Annotated in this window: 20 protein-coding genes; 12 read left to right on the top strand and 8 right to left on the bottom strand. The window is 40.8% G+C overall.

Features of this window, described 5'->3' with window-relative positions:
• Positions 1-374: 374 nt before the first annotated feature.
• Complete coding sequence (locus tag QOL76_RS15100; protein ID WP_283413811.1) at positions 375-2,888, bottom strand: TonB-dependent receptor; 2,514 nt, start codon at positions 2,886-2,888, stop codon at positions 375-377.
• A 341-nt stretch (positions 2,889-3,229) separates the two neighbouring features.
• Here QOL76_RS15100 and QOL76_RS15095 point away from each other — a divergent pair, with 341 nt between their 5' ends.
• On the top strand, positions 3,230-4,303 hold the full coding sequence (locus QOL76_RS15095; protein WP_283413810.1) for a sensor histidine kinase: 1,074 nt from the start codon (positions 3,230-3,232) through the stop codon (positions 4,301-4,303).
• 109 nt (positions 4,304-4,412) lie between these two features.
• Positions 4,413-5,156 (top strand): LytR/AlgR family response regulator transcription factor, encoded by a 744-nt coding sequence (locus tag QOL76_RS15090; protein WP_283413809.1) that lies wholly within the window; start codon positions 4,413-4,415, stop codon positions 5,154-5,156.
• A 66-nt stretch (positions 5,157-5,222) separates the two neighbouring features.
• On the opposite strand, the gene QOL76_RS15085 is transcribed toward QOL76_RS15090, so the two are convergent.
• Together QOL76_RS15085 and ffh are read right to left on the bottom strand one after the other, a co-directional pair.
• Positions 5,223-5,696 carry a hypothetical protein gene (locus tag QOL76_RS15085; RefSeq protein ID WP_283413808.1) on the bottom strand — a complete coding sequence of 158 codons (474 nt, stop codon included), beginning with the start codon at positions 5,694-5,696 and terminating at the stop codon, positions 5,223-5,225.
• A gap of 224 nt (positions 5,697-5,920) precedes the next feature.
• Positions 5,921-7,261: a signal recognition particle protein gene (gene ffh / locus QOL76_RS15080; protein WP_283413807.1), complete on the bottom strand. Its 1,341-nt coding sequence runs from the start codon at positions 7,259-7,261 to the stop codon at positions 5,921-5,923.
• A 160-nt stretch (positions 7,262-7,421) separates the two neighbouring features.
• On the opposite strand from ffh, the gene QOL76_RS15075 reads away from it, so the two are divergent.
• From QOL76_RS15075 to QOL76_RS15060, 4 genes are all read left to right on the top strand, one after another.
• A complete protein-coding gene (locus tag QOL76_RS15075) occupies positions 7,422-9,833 on the top strand; it encodes a YfhO family protein (RefSeq protein WP_283413806.1) in 2,412 nt (803 codons plus the stop codon).
• Entirely contained in the window at positions 9,820-10,527 is a 708-nt protein-coding gene (locus tag QOL76_RS15070; RefSeq protein WP_283413805.1) for a class I SAM-dependent methyltransferase, read from the top strand. Before QOL76_RS15075 ends, QOL76_RS15070 begins: the two co-directional genes overlap by 14 nt.
• 4 nt (positions 10,528-10,531) lie before the next feature.
• A complete protein-coding gene (locus tag QOL76_RS15065) occupies positions 10,532-11,062 on the top strand; it encodes an FKBP-type peptidyl-prolyl cis-trans isomerase (RefSeq protein WP_283413804.1) in 531 nt (176 codons plus the stop codon).
• Between the two features lie 86 nt (positions 11,063-11,148).
• Positions 11,149-11,550 carry a c-type cytochrome gene (locus tag QOL76_RS15060; protein WP_283413803.1) on the top strand — a complete coding sequence of 134 codons (402 nt, stop codon included), beginning with the start codon at positions 11,149-11,151 and terminating at the stop codon, positions 11,548-11,550.
• A gap of 6 nt (positions 11,551-11,556) precedes the next feature.
• Here QOL76_RS15060 and QOL76_RS15055 read toward each other — a convergent pair whose 3' ends face one another.
• The 3 genes from QOL76_RS15055 to QOL76_RS15045 are packed head-to-tail and all read right to left on the bottom strand — an operon-like array spanning position 11,557 to position 14,023.
• Entirely contained in the window at positions 11,557-12,702 is a 1,146-nt protein-coding gene (locus QOL76_RS15055) for an App1 family protein phosphatidate phosphatase (RefSeq protein ID WP_283413802.1), read from the bottom strand.
• A gap of 20 nt (positions 12,703-12,722) precedes the next feature.
• The gene (locus QOL76_RS15050) at positions 12,723-13,676 is read right to left on the bottom strand and encodes an ABC transporter ATP-binding protein (protein ID WP_283413801.1); all 954 of its coding nucleotides are present in this window, start codon (positions 13,674-13,676) and stop codon (positions 12,723-12,725) included.
• Positions 13,673-14,023 carry an MmcQ/YjbR family DNA-binding protein gene (locus tag QOL76_RS15045; protein ID WP_283413800.1) on the bottom strand — a complete coding sequence of 117 codons (351 nt, stop codon included), beginning with the start codon at positions 14,021-14,023 and terminating at the stop codon, positions 13,673-13,675. The genes QOL76_RS15050 and QOL76_RS15045 overlap by 4 nt, the downstream gene beginning before the upstream one ends.
• Before the next feature lie 126 nt (positions 14,024-14,149).
• Here QOL76_RS15045 and QOL76_RS15040 point away from each other — a divergent pair, with 126 nt between their 5' ends.
• The 5 genes from QOL76_RS15040 (at position 14,150) to QOL76_RS15020 (ending at position 17,881) form a co-directional block, all read left to right on the top strand.
• A complete protein-coding gene (locus QOL76_RS15040; RefSeq protein WP_283413799.1) occupies positions 14,150-15,004 on the top strand; it encodes a peptidylprolyl isomerase in 855 nt (284 codons plus the stop codon).
• A 144-nt stretch (positions 15,005-15,148) separates the two neighbouring features.
• Entirely contained in the window at positions 15,149-15,364 is a 216-nt protein-coding gene (locus QOL76_RS15035) for a dodecin family protein (protein ID WP_283413798.1), read from the top strand.
• 111 nt (positions 15,365-15,475) lie between these two features.
• Entirely contained in the window at positions 15,476-15,877 is a 402-nt protein-coding gene (locus QOL76_RS15030; protein ID WP_283413797.1) for a hypothetical protein, read from the top strand.
• Positions 15,878-15,940: 63 nt separating this feature from the next.
• Positions 15,941-16,831, top strand: coding sequence for a sterol desaturase family protein (locus QOL76_RS15025; protein ID WP_283413796.1), 891 nt, complete (start codon positions 15,941-15,943; stop codon positions 16,829-16,831).
• Between the two features lie 216 nt (positions 16,832-17,047).
• The gene (locus QOL76_RS15020; protein ID WP_283413795.1) at positions 17,048-17,881 is read left to right on the top strand and encodes an OmpA family protein; all 834 of its coding nucleotides are present in this window, start codon (positions 17,048-17,050) and stop codon (positions 17,879-17,881) included.
• Positions 17,882-17,973: 92 nt separating this feature from the next.
• On the opposite strand, the gene QOL76_RS15015 is transcribed toward QOL76_RS15020, so the two are convergent.
• Complete coding sequence (locus QOL76_RS15015; protein WP_283413794.1) at positions 17,974-18,735, bottom strand: hypothetical protein; 762 nt, start codon at positions 18,733-18,735, stop codon at positions 17,974-17,976.
• A 180-nt stretch (positions 18,736-18,915) separates the two neighbouring features.
• Here QOL76_RS15015 and QOL76_RS15010 point away from each other — a divergent pair, with 180 nt between their 5' ends.
• Positions 18,916-19,530, top strand: a complete 615-nt coding sequence (locus QOL76_RS15010; RefSeq protein WP_283413793.1) for a MarC family protein — start codon at positions 18,916-18,918, stop codon at positions 19,528-19,530.
• 192 nt (positions 19,531-19,722) lie between these two features.
• Here the strand turns inward: QOL76_RS15010 and QOL76_RS15005 are convergent, their stop codons facing one another.
• Complete coding sequence (locus QOL76_RS15005; protein ID WP_283413792.1) at positions 19,723-20,499, bottom strand: class I SAM-dependent methyltransferase; 777 nt, start codon at positions 20,497-20,499, stop codon at positions 19,723-19,725.
• Positions 20,500-20,503: the final 4 nt, after the last annotated feature.

Here is a 20,503-nt window from a genome sequence, read left to right as displayed (position 1 = left end):
AGTCACCATAAATTCTTTGCTTATCAGGCTGTAAGACAGATACTCCGGCTACGCTCAGCACAAGTGTCCGTAAACCGAAGTGGTCTCAATTAAGTTTTACTTATCCTACCTTGCTTTTGCCACCTTACTGGCAGGTTAGCGGATATTCATTCTTAATGAAGTCATTGGTTACAATAAAAGAAAATCGGAAATAGTTAAGAGATTGGAATGGGTAAGTCCTCAAGCTATCTGCTTCGCAGTTTTCTTACTTTGATCAAGTAGTGTTCCTTGTCTTAAGCTCTGCAATCACGGCAATTAAGAAGCATAAAAAAACCCACCCATAATTCAGGGTGGGTTTTCTAAATATAACCCAATCTACTATTTAATACTTACGCTTATTTGTTTTGCTGCATCTCAGCTGCTCCTCCATCGCCTCCGCTTTTCAAATCATCGTTAGTTACAGATCTCTTCTTTCTCTTATTCTGATCTACACTTAACTTACCGATTCTGTAGCTGAAATTGATTTTGAAGTTCATGTTACGCATGATGTTCGTGCTATTCTGAACGATAGTAGCTGTATTGATTTCATTCTTCATCTTAAACTCCTTTGTAAGGAAGTTATCAGCGCCAAAACCTATAGTGCCTCTCTTCTCATCAAACTGCTTGTTGATTCCCATTCCATACATGTAGAATCCTCCTGATGAACCTTGCAACTGAACCTGGCGACCTCTAGCAAAAGTAAAAGCCTGAATCTGCCAGTCATTTGGTAAAGAGTAGTTACCAAACAATCTTCCGCTAACTACAAAACCTTCATTCGATGCTGCATACTTAGGATCAGTCAGGCCATTGTCAAGCATGGCGTAATATGCATCCACACTTGCATTTAAAGAGATTTTGTTATTGACACTAATATTTGTGAAGATGTTAGTACCTATAGCATTCTCCTGGCCGATATTGTCATACCCTGTGTAGATCACTCCGTCTTCAGCTACAGTTCTGATTGATTGAATAGAACCGGAAGTATTTCTGAAAAAACCACTAAAGCTTACCATTGTGTTTTTGAAGAAGGTACTATAGCCTAACTCATAGTTATCCGTGTATTCAGGATCCAATTCTGGATTACCCTGAGAAACCTGAAGCGGGTTAGATGAATCAATGTTTGGATTCAAATATCTAAGCGATGGACGTGAAATTCTTCTATTATATGAAGCTTTGATCATGTTACCATTTGCCAATTTTCTACTCAAGTTCAAGCTAGGTACAAATGTACCGTAGGAAGGAATGTCAGCCGCAGTAGTCTCAGTCTTAAAGTCAGCATTGATCGTAGTGTACTCGTATCTTATACCTGGCTTGATTGTATAGTTTTTAAACAAGGTAGCTGTGTACGAAACATAACCTGCAGTCACATTCTGATCATAGCTAAATGCATTACTCAAATTTGGATTTGGATTCTCGACATATGCTCCATCTGCTCCATCAGCTTGGAAGTAAGCAAAGTCAGAGTAAGCTTTTCTCAAGATATTTTTAGCGCCATATTCTAAAATCGACTTACCTTCTTTTCCAAGTGGCTCTACTAGGTCAAGTTGAACGGTAAACTCTTCATTTTTGCTTGGGTTATTATTCTTCAATCTTGAATCGATTGTAGACATATCTTCTTCAAAAAGGGTGTTTACAAAGGAATTTTCGCCGTTGTTTCTGCTATACAAAGTCAACAAGGAGATTTCCTTACCTTTCTTCTCAAATGTTTTAGTATAATTTAAGCTGACATCTACCGAATTCGAGTTATCCTTAGTGTCTGTTTCTCTCAGTTGGTTTCTTACTAAAACGCCATCCAAGTAATTTTGAGTCAGGAAATTCTCCTGATTGCTGCTTCTGTTTCTAATCCCAAAATTGACAGCTGCGGTCAAGAAGTTGTATTTATTCACCTCATAATCTACACCGAAGTTATATCTTCCAAAAAGCTGATTGCTTTTAGTATCAGCAGATTGTTGGATAGTGGAAATAGAATTATCTGGGTTAGTCACTAATTGTTTATTGGCAAAACTACCGTTGATATTATACCCTGACCTACCATGACCTCCTAATGTGAATCCAAACTTACCTTTTCTAGCACTTGCATTAAGCCCCAGATCAGAACCTCTTAGACCAACTCCTGTACGGATATTTGCAGACATCCCCTGAAGGTTATTCTTTTTGGTAATGATATTGATAACACCAGAAGTACCTTCTGCATCGTATTTGGCAGAAGGAGAAGTGATCACTTCTACCTCTTTAATCTCCTCTGCAGGAATTTGCTTCAATGCATCAGTGATGCTGCTTGCTGCAATAGCCGAAGGTCTCCCATCAATCAAAACAGTGATATTGCTACTACCTCTCATGGACACGTTTCCATCCAAATCCACAGATAACATGGGAACTCTTCTCATCACATCCGTGCCATCACCACCAGCAGTAGTTCTATCATTTTCAGCTTTATAGATTGTACGATCCACACGCTCTTCGATCAAATCACGCTGTCCTTGCACAGTTACTTCTTCCAAAGCTAAGCCTTCATCAGACATTTCGATTTCGCCTACATTCACGTCTCCTGTTTTGGATTCAACTTTGATTCCACTTACGGTTTTGGTTTCAAAACCTAAAAAGCTAAGCTTCAAGTCATAGGTACCTGGAGCCATACCCGTGATAAAAAACTTACCGTCACCATCAGCAACAGCTCCAGCGATACTGGTTTCGCTCCCCGTTGCATATAGAGCGACTGTAGCATAGGCTACAGGTTCACCCGAACTAACATCCTTGGCTATACCAACGATTTTAGCAGGAGTAGTTGCATTTACAGTAGTCTGCTGGGCCATTAAGCCACTTGTGCTGATTAGTAGTAGAGCTGCGATAATGTTTAATAACTTTTTCATGTATTGTAGATAATTGCTCAGTTAGGCTGGTGAAGGAAAGTGACTGTACTTATTATTTATCAGAAGCCCCTTTCGTTTACACCAGATTTTTCAAATTCTTGGGCCTCGTGCTTATTGTTACCACAAAACAACAAGGTTTGTTTCGCAGTTTTCAACCAAATAGACGGCTAGGGTGTATTCATCGACAAACACCCCGTTTCGTCTGACTAAAGGCCAATATTTATCTGCGAATCGCTTTATCTAGTCAATGGGACTTTTGGCAGTCTTATTCAGCTAATTCGTAGATTATATTTTATATAAAGAAGTGCTTTGCGTTAGTTTGAGTACTGAAAATCAGATTTATGATCAATCTAAGTCCCAAAAGGAGCGTCTCTATTCTTGTACATATTCTTGGCTGGTCCATGCTCAGTACGGTACTCCTCCTTCTATCTCCTCTCTCATGGAGAATCGATATTCCGGTTGAGTTTTGGGTAAGGCAGGTGTTTATGGCTCTTCTTTTAGTGTGTCTTTTCTATGTGAATATGCTCTGGTTTGTGCCAAAGGTTCTACTCAAAGGAAAACACGCGATCTACCTCATATCCATTATACTTGGAGGAGTTTTTTTTGTAGGAATTCTTATTTATGCGGACAACTTTCTACATCTACCGGAATTGCTGCATAAAGCTTTCAACCCAGATGAGCCCTATATTCAAAAGCCAAGAAGAGTTTCAGGAGACATCTTTAACGTAATGCTTTACTTATTAACTATAGGTATCAGTACTTCGGTGGCTTCGGTACAGAAATGGCAAAAAGATGAGGCACTGAGAAGAGAACTGGACCAACAGAGAATCAACACAGAGCTGTCTTACCTTAAGGCGCAGATCAATCCGCATTTCTTTTTCAATACACTTAATAATATCTATGCACTAACTAATCTGGATGTGAAAAAGGCTCAGGAAGCTCTTTTGAAATTATCTAGAATGATGCGCTACGTATTGTACGAAAACCAGAAAAATGAAACCCTTTTAAGTAGAGAGGTTAGCTTCATCAACGATTACATTGAATTGATGAAAATGAGGTTGACTGAAAAAGTCACGCTAAATATTTCCATCGACGAACCAAAGGATGACTTAGTGATCGCACCTATGCTTCTCCTTCCATTTATGGAAAACACTTTCAAGCATGGAGTAAGTAGCCAGCAACAAAGTGAGATCATGATTAAGCTGGAAATCATGGGAACTACCGTCTTCTTTGAAACGAGAAATCACATTTTCCCTGTCCATATAGATAGCCCGGAAGCCAAAGAAAATGGCATTGGACTGGTAAATACCCAGAGGAGATTAAGTTTGCTTTACCCAGATAAGCATAGACTGAAATTTGGAAAAGACGAAGCTAAACAAGAGTATTGGGTAAACCTTACTATTAATCTCGAATGAAATCGACCATGACTCAAGCGTCAAAGAATGTGATGAATATAAATTTTGGGAGATTCCATAGCGTGTCCCGATTTTTCGGGATGATGGCTAAAAATCAAATTATAAGCTCATGAAACTCAACTGCGTTGCTATAGATGACGAGCCTCTTGCTCTTGAGTTATTGAGTAAATTCATCGAACAAACCTCCTTTCTAAATCTCATTGGTAAGTTTTCTAATGCAATTGAAGCCTTAGGCTTTATCAATCAAAATGAGGTTCAGCTTGCCTTTATGGATATCCAGATGCCTGATTTATCAGGCATGGAGTTAGCACGGGTATTGGACGGAAAAAAGAATTCTGATAAAACCAGAATCATTTTTGCAACAGCCTATCATCAGTTTGCCATAGAAGGCTACAAAGTAGAAGCGCTGGATTACTTGCTAAAACCGTACAGCTACGAGGACTTTTTGAATGCAGCTACTAAGGCCTTTTCCTACTTCGAAAAACAAACTAAAACCAAAACTGAAGGCCCAATCGCTGAACCTGCTGCTCCAGAATATATTTTCCTTAAAGTAGAATATCAGTTAGTCAAAGTGATGCTTAAAGATATTGGGTATGTAGAAGCATACAAGGATTATGTGAAAGTGCATTTACTTTCCAAGCCCAATCCTTTGCTTTCATTGACCAGCTTGAAAAGCATGGAAGAACTGCTGCCTACTGACAAATTCATGAGAGTTCACAGATCTTATATTGTGGCGTTGGACCACATAGACTCCGTGTCAAAAAATGTAATCCAAATCGGTAAAAACCACATCAGCGTAAGCGATAACTATAAAGAGGCTTTTCTGGAGTTTATGAGTAGGTGGATGAATTGAGGTGGTTTTGATCAAAAAAATGCTGTTTCCGAACCCGAAAACAGCATCTCATTTTATACACCTTTATCAATTAATCTTGACATAGGGGGTTGATATTGTACAATAAGCATTCGGCGGGCAAATGAATGAAAGTTGAGTAAAATCAAGTTCAATAGCATAATCCGCAATAAACTCATTCCCACCTGAAAGCGTTAAATCTGCTTTTGGCATGTAATAGATATCAAAGAAATTCATCGTGTATGATTCCTTCCATTCTAAAGTGACTTTTTCATCGACTATTGTATAAGTACCATTAAAATAGGATCTATAGCCTAGTATTTCATCCTTACCTGCTTCAGTGGTATAATTTTCAGCATAAAATGTACCGTCAGATTTTAAATTCAGCGTATTAACTAGATCGAGTTTTCCTCCTGTCGTTTCAATTTCAACAGTAGACACATATTTACCTTCTATTCTTGAATTTGGAGATGGTCCCTCTACATCTTTGCAACTAAAAATGACTAGAACTATAGCGATCAAGGGGAAGAGTTGTGTTTTCATAATGGCTTGCAATTTAAGTAAAGATAAAATTTGGTTAGGATAAAGAACAACGAAATCTTAAACTTTACGGAGAGTAGTTCCCAAACGCTACAGTTTAGTGCCCAGCTTCAGGAGAAGCGGGACAACTCAGGATTCGCTACTCCAAAACTCCGCCCCCTCTGCGCCCGCCGCTGTAAATACGTCAAAAAGCAAAAAACCCGATCTCTCGACCGGGTTTTGAATTATTATCTTCTGCCTTTTCCTGGAGGAAGCATCTTGCTCATGGCAGCTTTGGCACCGCCCATTTTGTTCATTTGCTTCATCATCTTACGCATATCTGCAAACTGCTTCATCAGGTTATTCACCTCCACGATCGTTCTACCAGATCCTGCAGCAAGTCTCTTTCTTCTATTACCATCGATAATATCAGGTTGTTCCCGTTCCGCCGGAGTCATCGATCTGATAATTGCTTCGATCGGTTTGAATGAATCATCATCGATATCTAAGCCCTTTATGGCTTTACCCATTCCTGGGATCATCCCTAGCAAATCTTTGATGTTACCCATTTTCTTCACCTGCTCCAGCTGGGAAAGGAAATCATCAAAGTTGAAATTATTTGAACGGATCTTCGAATTGATTCGCTTCGCTTCGTCTTCATCAAAGGACTGCTGCGCTCTTTCCACCAAGGAAATCACATCTCCCATTCCCAAGATTCGCTGAGCCATACGATCTGGGTGGAATACATCCAGATCTTCCATTTTCTCACCCGTAGAAATAAACTTGATCGGTTTATTCACGACGTGGCGGATGGATATCGCCGCACCACCTCGAGTATCGCCATCGAGTTTGGTGAGCACAACTCCGTCGAAATTCAAACGCTCATCAAAGGTCTTGGCAGTATTCACTGCATCCTGACCAGTCATGGAATCGACTACAAAAAGTGTTTCAGATGGATTCAAAGCTTTTTTCAAAGCCTCGATCTCATTCATCATCGCTTCATCCACTGCCAAACGACCCGCAGTATCGACTACAACCGTTTTCTTTCCTGTCTTTTTTGCATAAGCGATCGCATTGTTAGCGATTTCTAGCGCATTTTTATTCTCGGGCTCAGCGTAAACTTCTACTCCGATCTGCTCACCTAATACTTTCAACTGATCAATCGCAGCTGGCCTGTAAATATCACAAGCTACAAGTAAAACCTGACGGCCTTGCTTCTTCAAGTGTGCGCCTAGCTTTCCAGTAAAGGTGGTTTTACCAGAACCTTGTAGACCTGAAATCAAAATAATCGAAGGATCACCGGAGATTTTGATGTCCTCCTTTTTCCCTCCCATAAGCTTGGTCAACTCCTCCTGGGTGATTTTGATCAATAACTGCCCTGGAGAAACGGCGATCAAAACATCCCGACCAAGCGCTTCTGTCTTGATCGTATCAGTGACTTCTTTGGCTACTTTATAGTTAACATCGGCGTCAATCAAAGCTCTTCTGATCTCTTTGACGGTTGTTGCGACGTTTATTTCGGTGATTGTCCCGGTTCCTTTCAGCGTTTTGAAAGCCCGGTCTAATTTTAAACTTAAATTATCAAACATTCCTTATGTGGCTATTTGGTGCAAAAGTAATGAATTTCATGAGCTATAGAAAGGAGTCTATCATCTATTCCCGCTTGATACTACCTATTTTTGTAGCAGGCGTTTGCCCATAAATCCCTAATTTGCGTCCGCATCCATTATCCAAAGAAAAACTCTTTTCATGCAGCTGAATTTCAAAAAAGACGTACTTCCCCATTTATTGGGAATCGCCATTTTCTATGCTATTGTAGTCGTTTATTTCGCTCCTGTAGTATTGCAGGACCAGGTGATCATGCAAGGTGACATTCTCAAATGGGAAGGATCAGCTACGGAAGCATTGAATTATCGAGAAGCCACAGGAGAAGAGGCACTATGGACAAACAGCGTCTTTGGCGGTATGCCGGCCTACTTTGTCAGTCTGGAGTTCGCAGGTGATATAACTACATCTCTTCTTTCCATCATCACGCTAGGTCTTCCCCATCCCGTAAATAGTCTTTTTCTAGGCATGGTGGCTATGTACGTACTGATGCTCACATTCGGTGTAAGGCCAGTTTTTGCGATCATTGCTAGCGTTGCATTTTCGCTTAGCTCCTACAATCTTCTGAGTTTGGCGGCTGGGCACAATGCTAAAATCTGGGGAATATGCTTAATGCCACTCATTCTACTCGGGATTCACTTGGCATTCAAAAAGAAACGGATACTTGGAGCCGGTGTATTGGCGCTTGGGTTATTACTTCAATTGAAGTTTAACCACGTCCAAATCACCTATTACACCTTGATAATCGCCGTGATCTATGTCTTGGTGAGACTTATTTTTGAATGGAAAAAGGAAGGTTTCGCAGAAATCGGAAAAACAATTGCTTTCTTACTATTAGGTGCCATATTAGCCGTGGGCGGAAATATCGGACGCCTGGCAACCGCAATGGAATACGCTCCTTATTCAACGCGTGGCAAAGCGACTTTGGAATCTGCCTCTGCAGGCTTGGACAAGGATTACGCATTTTCCTGGTCAAATGGCAAGCTCGAAACCCTCACTTTATTAGTACCAAATTTCTATGGAGGAGGAAGTAGCACGCCACTTGGAGAAAACACGGCATCGGAAAAAGCTTTGCGAAGCAATGGACTAGATCCAGCTCAAATCAATGGATTCCTGAAAGGTGCACCTACTTACTGGGGAGACCAGCCTTTCACAGGTGGACCTATTTATGGAGGAGTGATTCTCGTATTTCTTGCTATCATAGGAATCTGGGCTGCACCAAAAGAGAGCTTGTACACTTTTGGTGGGATCATCATTCTTTCGTTGATGCTTTCATGGGGAAAGAACCTGAGTTGGTTTAACTACCTACTTTTTGACATTTTACCAGGATACAATAAATTCAGGGCTGTCTCCATGGCTTTGGGAATGACACTTTTTGCTATTCCAGCTTTGGGAGCCATTTCATTGGAAAGAATTTATAGAAGTAAGGATTTTAAGGCCCTTTATATTGCAGGGGCTGCTGTTGGAGGATTATTGCTAATCCTGGCGGTAGGCGCAGGGATTTTCAGATTTGAAGGAGCTGCTGATTCTGGCTTACCTGATTGGTTGATAAACGCACTACGTCAGGATCGAAAAGCTATGCTTTCGGCTAGTGCCTGGAGAAGCTTCGCTCTCGTCGGAGCCTCCTTTGCTTTGATTTATTTTGCACTGAAAAATAAAATCTCTGATTTAGTTCTTGGCCTGGCAATATTTGGGTTGGTGACCATAGATCTCTGGTCTGTTAATAAGCATTACCTAAACGATGATTCTTATCAGGCAAATCCTGCGAGAACCTATTTCACCGAAACTCCTGCGGATCAGAAAATCGCCAAGGATGATTCCTATTTCAGGGTTCTAGATCTCACGGAAGGACTAACCTCAACTGGCAAATCGCCATATCGTTTCCACAGCCTTGGTGGATATCATGGAGCCAAAATGCGGAGATACCAAGATCTACTAGACAATAGATTGAACTTCGAGTTGAATGATTTTGTAAAAAAAGCACAGGAAGGCAACTTTGATTTTGAAGGTATTCAGACCATCAACATGATGAATACCAAGTATGTCATCGCTGGGACTGCGGCTAACTCAGTTTTTGAAAATCCTGAAGCAAATGGTCCAGCATGGGTTCCATCGCAGATAGTTACTGTACAGACAAATCAGGAAGAAATGGATGAGTTGGGCAGGATAGACACCAAAACTCAAGCGACTGTAAATACTTCTGAATTCGGTGAAATAAATGCCGGATCAGGTGAAATTACGCATACTTACTATGCTCCGAATGAGTTGAAATATCAAGCGGAAATGAGTGCGGAAGGCTTGGTTGTTTTCTCAGAAATCTATTATCCAGTGGGCTGGACCGCGACAATCGATGGGAAAGAAACTGATATTCTGCGAACTGATTACCTTCTTCGTGGATTGATAGTACCAGCAGGAACTCATGAGATTGTTTTCAAGTTTGAACCTAAAAGCTACACTGCTACCAAAACACCTATGATCATTTTCCAATACTTGATCGTATTGTCCCTGATCGCTGGGGTGTTTGTCACGATCAAGAAAAAAGATGGAAGAGGATAAGGATAACGTCTTCAGTTTTTATGATCAGTTTGCCGAAAACCAGGAAAAACCTGGGATAAATTCCCGCCACCTAAACATCCTGGATAAGATCAAAGCTACTGGGTTAAATGCGAATCATAGTGTTCTTGAGGTTGGCTGTGGAATAGGAATAGTGAGTCATCTGCTGGCAAATCTAGTAAAACAAGGTGAAGTATTGGCTCTGGATATTTCTCTTGAAAATATCAGAAAAGCGAAAATTCTTTGGAAAGATCAAACTAACCTGAAATTCGAAGTTTCAGATTTTGCAAACTTCAACAAGCAGGGCCAAACTTTTGACTATTTCGTTTTTCCGGACATTCTTGAGCATATCCCGATAGATCAGCACCATAGCCTTTTTCGTAATGCACACGAGGATTCAGTGATATTTATTCACATTCCTGCGCCACGTTTTTTACAGTTGATGATAGAAAATGATCCTCAGAAACTACAGGTAATTGACCAACCGTTGGACTCAGGTGACCTGATCAAAAGCATCACTTCCAACGGCTTTTACCTAGAAAAAATGCAAACATACCCAATCTTTTTCGATGAAAAAGACTATCAATATTTTGTTTTTAAAGCATCTAAACCCTTATTAAACGCTACTCCGAGAAATAAATGGGCAGTTTTCAAAGAGCAAATTGGGATCAGATTAAGACATGGAATTTTAAACTAGCAATATGAAAATAGCAGCAAACACAGTCGTCGGACTTACATACGAACTTAAAGTAAGCAAGGAAGCTGACGAGATAGAATCAGCACCATTCAGTGTAGAAATCCGCGACTCGGAAGATCCTTTTTACTTCCTTTTCGGGGCAAGTGACTTGCCTGAAAAATTCGAAGAATTATTGATAGGCAAAGAAGAAGGTGAAGACTTTTCCTTCGTGATTCCTGTAGCAGAAGCTTATGGTGAGATCGACGAGGACCTGATTGTCAATTTGCCAAAATCACAATTTTCAGGAGAAAATGGCTTTAATCCAGAAATGCTAGAAGAGGGCAATTTCTTGCCACTGATGGATGAGGACGGCTATCCTATGCAGGCTAAAATTCTTAAAGACATGGGAGAAGAAATCTTACTCGATTTCAATCATCCCTTGGTGGGATTCGATTTGCATTTCGAAGGAAATATTGAGGAAGTTAGAAACGCCACTAAAGATGAATTAGCTCATGGCCATGTTCATGGTGCACACGGCGCTCATGACGAGGAATAAATAGTAAACGAAATTACTAGAGGTAAGGGGTTAAAAACTTAACATCTTACCTCTTAATATTTCAACTAATTTTCAACCCCTTCAATTTGCTCAGAAATCTGACCTTACTTTTGGTTGCCTTTATGGCTTGCACTCAAAAACCCAAGCAAGAAGTGATCGACACTTCTGATCTAAAAGAGCGGGAATACATTCGAGCAATCGAGGGTGTGGACGAGGTTTTAGATCCTGAGTTAGTCAAGCGTGGAAAGGTGCTTATCTCTTATGCTGACTGTGCATCATGTCACAAGCCAGAGGAGCGGGCAAAAGGCCCGGCCTTTAAAGACATTGCTCGGAGATACCCGATCAGTCAAGTTTACATTAATCTCCTAGCCCGTAAAGTCATCTCAGGAGGCACTGGCTCATGGGGAAGTCCAGTGATGGCTGCGCATCCCCAACTTACCATGGAGGAAGCTACTGCAATGGTGAGCTACATCCTGTCCTTAGATTAATGGGTTTTAAACCTGCTCATTTTCAGATTCATTTTTGAGTTTTTCCTGAGCAATATCCGCCAAGTCTTCCTCCAGTACCCAGCCTTCCGCGAGTGCATAGTGCGATGCTTCAATGGTATTTTTCACGAGCAGCATCTTCACTCCTAGCTCCTTCAATTCCTGCCTGACTTTATCAACTGTTGCATGCTTGGAAACGTGGACATCACGGATGAAAATCATCAAAATTCTCCCTGGAAATTCCTGAACAATTTGGAGATAAATGGAAGGATCTTCCTGCCCACTATCGCCAATCAGCATAAAAGGCAGCTGAGAATATGTAGCCAAAATATGACGGATTTGCTCCAATTTATGTTCTGAATGACTTCCTGCAATCAACTGGGTGCGGGATAAGCCAATATCCCGAAGCATCAAAGGACCTTTGGGGATATGATGTATTTGGAGTAACTCCTGTAGAAAATCAAAAAGATTCCAAGGACTGCTGGACACATAGAAAAAAGGATTACTCTCGATCCCATCTGTTCCTTTTTGCAAAGCCTTATAAAAAGCAGAGACACCTGGGAAGGGCGTTCGGGTATGTGCATTCTTGGCAAAAGTGGTTTTCAGCATCTCGGTCATCCGCATAGCTCCGGTGGGAATGATCGTATCGTCTATGTCAGAAATTATCCCATAATCAATATTCCCCATTGGTAAAAACACATCTGCAAATGCGGTCACCTCACCTTGATTTCTGATCACCCGCTCCACCAAAGTCAATTTGATCTGCTGCCAGCGTGCGGAAAATGGGATCCGTTTATTGGGATGAATTTTAAACTCAAAATACCCCTCTTCATCCGTTTTGACGAAGTATTTTTCTCCTTGAAATTCTGCCATTACCTCCACACCTGGAATTACCACAGTCATAAATCTCCTGCGCATTTTTCCGATATTCTGCCAGACAGTATCTTCAGGTGTCGAAGCCCCTACCCTATTATCGCGGATTACCCGGCCTACCAGTAAAATCTCTTTTTCATTACCAAACCCTTCAAACGGTACAATCAAGAGGGATTTCACCCAGCCCAATTTGATCCATAGCCATAAAACAGCCTGATTGATAGCTAGCTTGGTTTCGTATAGAACGGTAAGAGGTAAGTTTCTTTTTTGAGTGGAAGACATTGGTAAAAAAATTTTCCGTGTTAAAGCGTCATCAACTTGGCATCATCCCAAGATAAGTACACACGATCACCTATTTCGTGTTTTCTCAGTGAATCATCCACTTCCCACGTGATTCCACTTTCTTTGAGTTGCACCTGAAGAGAATTATAATGCACCAAAAATCTCAAATCTGTCACATGTGCAAGTAATCCGCCTTTGGTTCTCAACTTTACATCAGCGGGTCTGATATAGCTATTCTTAGAATTGGGAAGTTTATTTATTGGGCTGAAAAGCTGGGCGACATATTTAGTCTTTGGCTTTTCACAGAGCTGTTTTGAGGTGCCCTTTTGAGCGATTTTCCCCTTCTGCAAAATAATCAGACTGTCTGTCAATCGGAGGGCATCGTCCAAATCGTGTGTCACAAATATAACCGTGGTCCCCAGTGCTTTGAAAATCTCCCTCAACTCTGATATCAGCCGATGTGTCTGAATCGTGTCCAGCGATGAGAAAGGCTCGTCGAGCAATAAAATATCTGGTTCTACAGCCATAGCCTTACCAATCGCCACTTTTTGCTTTTGCCCTCCAGAAAGCTGACGAGGAAATCTATCTCTATATTCATTCAACCCTAAAAGTTTAAGCAAATATTCAACTCTGCTTTTTGCATATTCCTTTTCGTAGTGAAGCAATTGCCTGGAGATATTTTCCTCCACCGTAGAATTGGGATATAAATGGAAATTCTGATGAATCAATCGGATCTCGTCGTACCCGGAAACGATTTTCTGATTTGGGTTCAAAATCGGCTTGCCATCTAAGAAAACTTCCCCAGAATCCTGTACTTCCAGACCTGCCATGATTTTCAGAAGAGTACTCTTTCCTGATCCGCTTTCTCCTACGATTGCCAGAAAATCCCCTTGGGCCATTTCAAGTGAAAACGGATACAATGCTGGTAGCTCATCGTAGGATTTGGAAACATTTGAAATGGAAAAATAACTCATGGGCGAATTTCAGCTTGAAGCTTTTTGGTCAAGCTGCCAAAGATAAGGGCGTAAGAATGATCCGCCAATTCCAAAATCAAGCGATCGGGAACATTTCCAACTGTGCTCACCGAATTCCACTGCTGCTTATTCATGTGATAACCCGGAGTAATTCCATCGTATTGCTCGCACAACTCCACAGCCCGCTCAGGATCGCACTTCAGGTTGATGTATTGAAATTCCGAAATGGAGCAGATCGAAAAGATTTTATTGCCCACCCGAAAGCAAAGTGCATCGGCATCAAAAGGCGTATCTTCAGTCACTCCAGGCTTTGCTAGACAATAATCTCGGTAATATTCTAAGGTCATAGGAAACGTAATTGAGAAAGAAAATTAATGAAAAGAGCTTGGAGAAAAAATGTCCATGCTTTTTACAGGACATACAATTCACTATTTTCCAATTATAATCGAACCTCAACTCTTCTCTAAAACTCTATGAGAATAAATTTACTTGCTTGTACCTTGATCCTAATTGTTGCAGGTTGTCATTCATTGACCAAATCTAAAATCACTAAAAAAGACTTAAACAAGGATATAGAACTAGTCACTACTGAAGGATCAATTGTCATTCGTCTCTATGATGACACTCCCTTAAGTCGCAATAATTTCCTCAGTTTGGTCAAAGAAGGGATGTATGACAGCATCCTCTTTCACAGGGTCATCGAGAAATTTATGATTCAGGCAGGGGAAAGAGTTCATGAGGATTCATTTACCAAAAAGAAAGAATTGCTCGGCTTCGATGAACTTATTCCAGCGGAGATTACCAGTTCACATTTTCACAAAAGAGGAGTTCTGGGGGCAGCCCGGGAAGGTGATGATTCAAATCCTACGCAAAAAGGAAGCTTTATCCAATTCTATATTGTGCAAGGAAGAACCTACACGGATAGCACGCTTGATATTGCTGAGAAACGCATCAATAAAGGCCTTGCATACAACCATGTCATAAACGATCCTGCTACCAGTTCTACTTTTGCAGCATATCAAGAATTATTGAAAAATCGTAACCCAGACGATAAGGAGGCCATCGGCATCTTGAAAAGCCAGCTTGATTCCCTAACTGAAAACTACTTGAAAAGCATGACTCCATATCACTATCCAGAGTCACATCGTGAGGCGTATAAGACTGTTGGTGGAGCAGCACATTTAGACCAAAACTACACTGTATTTGGTGAAGTAATCTCTGGAATGGATATCGTCGATAAGATCGCAGCGACCGAAACCAGCAATCGCGATCGGCCTTTAGTAAATATCCTGATCTTAGGTACCAATTTGATTGAGAGAGAAAAATAATTCTAATTCCTCCTTTTATTCCAAGGACCAAAAGCTTCAAAATCCCTTAAACCTCATTTCCTAACCAGTTTTAATTTTTCCCTTAGCATGGCGATTGTATGAATAGGCCTATTAACCCTATCATTCATTAAAAACCAAAACAATATGGGAATTGTAAAAGTATTGGAGGTAATCGCCTCCTCAGAAAAAGGAATTGAAGATGCAATTCAAAATGCAGTAGATGAAGTTTCCAAAACTGTCCACAACATTGACTCAGTCTATGTGAAGGATATCAAAGCGCACGTGAAAGACGGAAAAGTTACTTCTTACGGATGTGTCTGCAAGGTTTCCTTCAGGGTCGATCAATCGAAAAACGTTTAATTCGAGCTCACGAGTGTGGCAGCCGCCGCACTCATTTTTATATTTACCTAGCTCGTTCAGGTAGGTTGTTCTATCTTTTTTACTTTTAGAGTCAACATTGTTTTACTCTTCATGAACACCAAACTAGTCATGACTTCCAGCGCGATACTAATGTATGCGGCAGGAATCATCCTCACCTTCGCACCTGATTTGATTTTGCAAGTTTTAGAACTTAGTACTGATCAAATCTCCTTGTTTTTGATGCAAATAGTAGGTGCTCTTTATTTTGGTTTTGGAATGCTGAATTGGATGAACAAAGGCCGACCTATCGGCGGGATTTACAACCGCCCTGTAGCAATAGCTAATCTGAGCCATTTTATGATAGCGGGACTTGCCTTGCTAAAAGGACTTTTATCTACTCCTGAATTACCATCCATGATTTGGGTTGTTGGAATTCTTTACATTGGATTCGGCATCACCTTCGGTGTGCTTCTTTTTAGACATCCAATTGCAGACAGATCCAAAACTAAATAAGGTTAAATTTGGTTGGTGACAAAGCGCACAAATTGACTGGCATTAATTACCCATCTTTGCACCATGGAAAAATACATCAAAGCAATTGCTGACGGCTATTATGGCTATTGGAATTACTTTATTGGAGAGATCCTGAATCCTAGCTGGCACAATTACTTTTACTGGCTAGTGGGAGCCTCTTTGGTGATATATGGCCTTGAGATTCTTTTTCCTTGGAGGAAAAATCAACCACTGATCCGAGAACATTTCTGGCTGGACATTTTCTATCTTTTTTGGAATTACTTCCTATTTGCGCTGGTCGCATACAATGCCCTTTCTATGGTGGCTGTGGAGGCCTTCAATGATTTTCTAGGATTATTTGGCATCACTAACACTGTCGCTATTAAAGTGGATCAGCTACCTGGCTGGCTGCAATTGGTAATCCTATTTATAGTCAGAGATTTCATGCAGTGGGCGATTCACCGCATGTATCACCATGTAGGCTGGATGTGGGAATTCCATAAAGTCCATCACAGCACGCGAGAAATGGGGTTTGCAGCGTTGCTCCGCTATCACTGGATGGAAAACATCCTATATCGTACGCTGGAATATATCCCGTTGGCGATGATTGGTTTTGGGATTACGGACTTCTTTATTGTGCATATTTTCACGTTGGTCCTTGGGCAACTTGGCCATGCTAACCTCAATATCCCATTAGGACCATTCAAGTACATCATTAATGGTCCTCAGATGCACCTTTGGCATCACGCCAGAGAGTTACCGGAAAGTCATCCGCATGGATTTAATTATGGAATTTCCCTGAGTCTATGGGATTTCCTTTTCCGAACTAATTATTGGCCCTCTGATGATGAACATCTGCCAGTAGGCTTGCCTGACGAGGACAAGTTTCCAGAGGATTTTGTAGGGCAGACAACGGAGCCGTTTAAGCGGATTTTCACTAGATCAAAACCCTAGCTATAGACCTTTCTTTTAACCATATAGCCTATCAAAGGCACTGTAAAGTTAGAATGAGTTCAATTTCATTTTCGTGGATCTCTTCTTGAGATCTTATTTATCATTCTTTAATCTATCTTAGTATCATCGATAGGACAGCCTCATCATTTCAATCCTTCGGTAAAAAACTAGCATACATTTTTACTTAATTTTTCGAACCAACTTTACTTAATTCTCATGTTAAAATTGACACTTAGCTTAGCTGTTTATTTCAGTAGTGTTTTAGTGCTATTCGCTCAAAACAAGGAAACCTGTTTGAGCTATGAACTTTTCACTCCCCTCCCCAACCACACAGTTTCTAACTGTGAATACCGGGAGTTTGACTCGCACGAATTCAACAAACAAGAGAATGGAGGCAGCCGGGAATACTTCGTAAAAGAAGGCACAAAATCCGTAATTTCTTACAACTGGAATGGAGAATGGGAAAATCGCCCATCTACAGTTTTAATTTATAAGAATTACCAAAATGCAGTGGAAAAAATCGGAGGAAAACTACTCTACAGTGGATCAGCCGCTTATTTCTACTTAGAGAAAGGTGGAAATAACTATTGGATACATGTGCTTTCAGACGGCAGTGGCATGTACAGTGTGACTACCATCATGGAAGCTACCATGCAGCAATACGTAGATTTCAATGCGGCTGAAATTGAAAAGTTGATGGCCGTAGATGGGCAAGTAACATTCTATGGAATTTATTTCGATTCCGATCAAGCTACCATTAAAACAGAATCTTCTGGCTTAATTCATGAAATCGCAACATATCTCAGGAATAATCCCACTGTAGAGATTTACCTAGTAGGACATACCGACAATACAGGAACTGCCGAACACAACATGAAGCTATCCAAGGCAAGAGCCGCAGCTGTGGTAACCGAGCTCACAGAAAAACACAATATTCCTTCCACTCAAATAACTGCAGAAGGAGTTGGGGTATTGAGTCCAGTGGCCTCAAATTCTACCGAGGAGGGTAAAGCCAAGAATAGAAGAGTAGTGATGGTTTCCAAAAAATAAAACCCAATCGCTTGGGCTTTAATTGAGCTAAAAAAAATCGGTAGAAAATGAGAAGGCTTTGACTTTTCTTATTTTCTACCGAAAAATGCTTATCACTTAATCTCCACGATTTTAGTGTGAACAGACTCATTGATAAAATAAACTTTTTTACCTCCAAAGGATTTCTCTTCCGCGTTATAGCTTGCTGCCTGAACCAAACCAGAAGAAGTAGCTTTCAATCCACTTAATTCAGATGCGGAGAACGTAACAGAAGTTGCTTTGGATTCTTTAGTAACTGTTGTTTTACCATCAGAAATCACCCAAAGGATGTTATCTGTATTTGAAGTCATTGTCTCGATCGACAGTGTAATGTCTGAGCCTTTGCTAAAGCTAGCTCCAACTGAAGAAGCAAATTTCACCTGAGAAGGCATTTTCTTTGTAGTAGTATGCGAAAATGCATCAAAACCACTACCTCCTGCTACTTGCCATGAATTAGATTGACCTGCCACTAGTGAATAAGAAAAATCGGTAGGATTATTAATGTAAGCATTCCCTCCAGGTATGGTAAGCGCCTTTGAGTTCAATTTCACTTCACCTACATTGACCAATGTGCTACCAACAGCTCCATTGAAAAATGATCCTGAAGCTACATCAATAGCAATTCCACCTACTCCAGGTACGCTTGGCACCGAACTAGGCAAATCTGAATACGACAGTACCGCTGCCAACACGGCGTTAGCATCACTTGGTGCTGTTGGCGTTGGGCTGGTCTGAGTCGGTTGAGTAGGATCGTTATCATCATCCGAGCTACAAGCTGAAAAAGTTAGAACGACTCCTAAAAGTAAAGTCCAAAGTGTAGAGTTATAAGTTTTCATAGTTTTATAGATTTAAAATACTTTTCAAATGTATAACTGCATGATTCCCCTCGCCATACGACAAATAGCGTATATTGATTAGGTACAGGTAGGAAGATGCAAAGGCTGTTCTTTTCATTCAAGCAGAAGATTTTGATACCTTCGCAGCATCCACCACATTCAGCCGCAAAATCTTCCTATATGGATAACATCCTTGCCTTCACCCTTTCTGTTTTTACTGGTTTTTTCGCCATTATGAACCCGATTGCGAATGTGCCAATTTTCGCTTCTTTGACAGATGACTTGGATAAAGCCACCAAGCGAAGTGTTAGCAAGAGAGCTACCATTACTGCCTTTGTGATAGTTGTTGTTTTTGTAGTACTGGGGAAATTTATCTTCGAACTCTTCGGAATCACCATTCCAGCTTTTAAAATCACTGGGGGTATTCTGATTTTCTATGTGGGTTTCGAAATGCTACAGTCCAAAAAATCGAGTGTCAAACATATAAAAGAGCCAGAGACTCACGAAAACATAGCAATTTCACCCTTGGCAATTCCTATTCTAGCAGGGCCAGGCACCATCGTTACTGCGATGAACTTTGCTTCCAAAGGCAATTACATCAATATTCTAATTGTAATAGCCGTATTCGCTGTGATGTGTCTTTTAACACATATTGCATTTGAATTAGGCGAAAAAATCGTAAAACGTCTTGGTAAAAATCTGATCGTGGTGATCGGAAAAATCATGGGTTTGATCATCGCAATCATCGGCACCAATATGATTATTACAGGAATTAAAGCTGCTTTCTTCGAATAATATGATTATCCGCAATGATGACCGACCTTAGGTTCTCTGCTAATCAGATTGGAAGACCGATACTTCGGCTACGCTCAGTACAAGTGATCGAAGATCGAAATGGGCTCAATTATTAAGTTTAGCATATCCTACATTGCTTGTATCACCTTACAGTTAGAAAAGCGGAGTACATATTGAACTACAAAGTCCCCCTTACTTCTTCCCTAACACATAAAACAAATCCAATCCTTTCGAAGGGTCATCCACCATCGGGTAATCTTCGTGGGTGATATCTACCACGCTTTTTCCCTGCTGTTGATGAAGTTTGTTTCTATTCCTGCGATTGAGAATTTCATACGGCATTCTCAAAATGGATGCAGGCAATTTGTATTGCAGATCAAAAATATCGAATCGCATGATTTTCTGTACAGACTTGCGGTTAGCCTCATGGTAAGCCCACACTTTCTCATTGCCTCCGACTCCTTTTGCCTCCACACTATCAAATATAGACGTACATAAATCAATCAATTGCTGAGGAGTATATTCCCGCTCATGCCATGGATTTCTTGAAAGCGTATGGTTGATATTCGGAGTAGAAATCACGGCTTTGCCTCCTGGCTTCAACACACGGTAAATTTCCTCTAGAAATAACCTGTCATTTGGAATATGCTCGATCACCTGAAAACTCACCACGGTATCAAAGGAATTATCAGGGATTCCAGCAAATGGCGGAATCACCGCTTGCTGAAATTCGACTTTCGGAAAGCGAACTTTAAGCTCGTCAATCACTTCCTGGATTTTATCCAAACCTAGATAACTGTCCGCAAAAGGCAAAAGTGTCTCCACACCACGGCCTTCTCCACAACCAACTTCCAGCAATTTGCCAGAAATCCAAGGCTGAGCAGCAATGTATGCTTTCAGTAAGCGTTGATGAATAGGATTGTCACTGACCAACTTGTCAGAGGCGATTTCCGTTGTATAGGTAGCCATACAA

Source organism: Algoriphagus winogradskyi, from assembly GCF_900182815.1.
Taxonomy (GTDB): domain Bacteria; phylum Bacteroidota; class Bacteroidia; order Cytophagales; family Cyclobacteriaceae; genus Algoriphagus; species Algoriphagus winogradskyi.
The sequence above is the reverse complement of the archived record's forward strand: the minus strand, read 5'-3'. Positions and strand labels throughout refer to the sequence as shown.